The sequence below is a fragment of the Sphingobium sp. FW306-1B-F04DB genome (genome assembly GCF_058781925.1).
In genome coordinates this window covers 1-834 of record NZ_JBYSXE010000132.1, presented here as the reverse complement: position 1 = coordinate 834, position 834 = coordinate 1, and the positions used below count along the sequence as shown (strand labels likewise).

General features: G+C 63.7%; 1 protein-coding gene. It reads right to left on the bottom strand.

Annotated features, from left to right (window positions below; genetic code table 11):
• Positions 1-834, bottom strand: an 834-nt coding sequence (locus AC3WJD_RS22035) for an IS110 family RNA-guided transposase (protein ID WP_492749001.1), incomplete at both ends; no start/stop codon positions are given.

Here is an 834-nt window from a genome sequence, read left to right as displayed (position 1 = left end):
AGCCAGTGTCCGAGCGGCGTGTCGCTCTGTGCCAGCGACGGCAAGGCAGCTCGGGCACCGTGAATGAGCAGCGTGCGTAAATAGGTGTTGCCGCGCTTGGAGATGCCAAGCAGCCGCGGCTTGCCGCCCGTTGTGTGTTGGCGGGGGACAAGACCCAGCCAGGCACCCAGATCGCGGGCCTTGCTGAAGCTGCTCCCATCGCCAACCGCGGCCACCAGCGCGGTTGCATTGAGTACGCCAACGCCGGGGATCGCTGTCAGTCGGCGCATGGCAGCATCACCGCGCGCCAGCTCGACAAATTCCCCGTTCAGCGCCCCGATCTTCGCGTCGAGCTCTTGCCATTCCGCGCGTAGCTCCGCGATCAACTGGTTCATACGGGAAGACAAGCTGTCATCACCCTCAGCAAGCAAGCCATCAACGCCTTGCTCGAGCTTGCGTCGCCCGGCCGGAAAGACCCTCCCGCGTTCCAGCAGGATGGCGCGAAGCTGATTGATCAGGCTGGTCCGTTCGGCCACCAGGCGTGAACGCATCCGGTGCAAGGTCTGGATGTCCAGTCGCTCCTGGCTCTTCAGTTCGACAAAGCGCATCGTCGGCCGCGAGGCGGCTTCGGCAATCCCTTCGGCATCGCGGTCGTCGTTCTTCTGCGCCTTCACATAGGGGTGCACATATTCCGGCGACATCAGCCGAACCTCGTGCCCCCGCGCGGCAAACAGCCGACCAAGATGATGCGCGCCACAACAGGCTTCCATTGCAATTACGCAGGCCGGAAGCTTCGCCACATAATCGATCAGCGTCTGGCGTCGCAGCGACCGGCGCACAACAACAGCGCCTTGC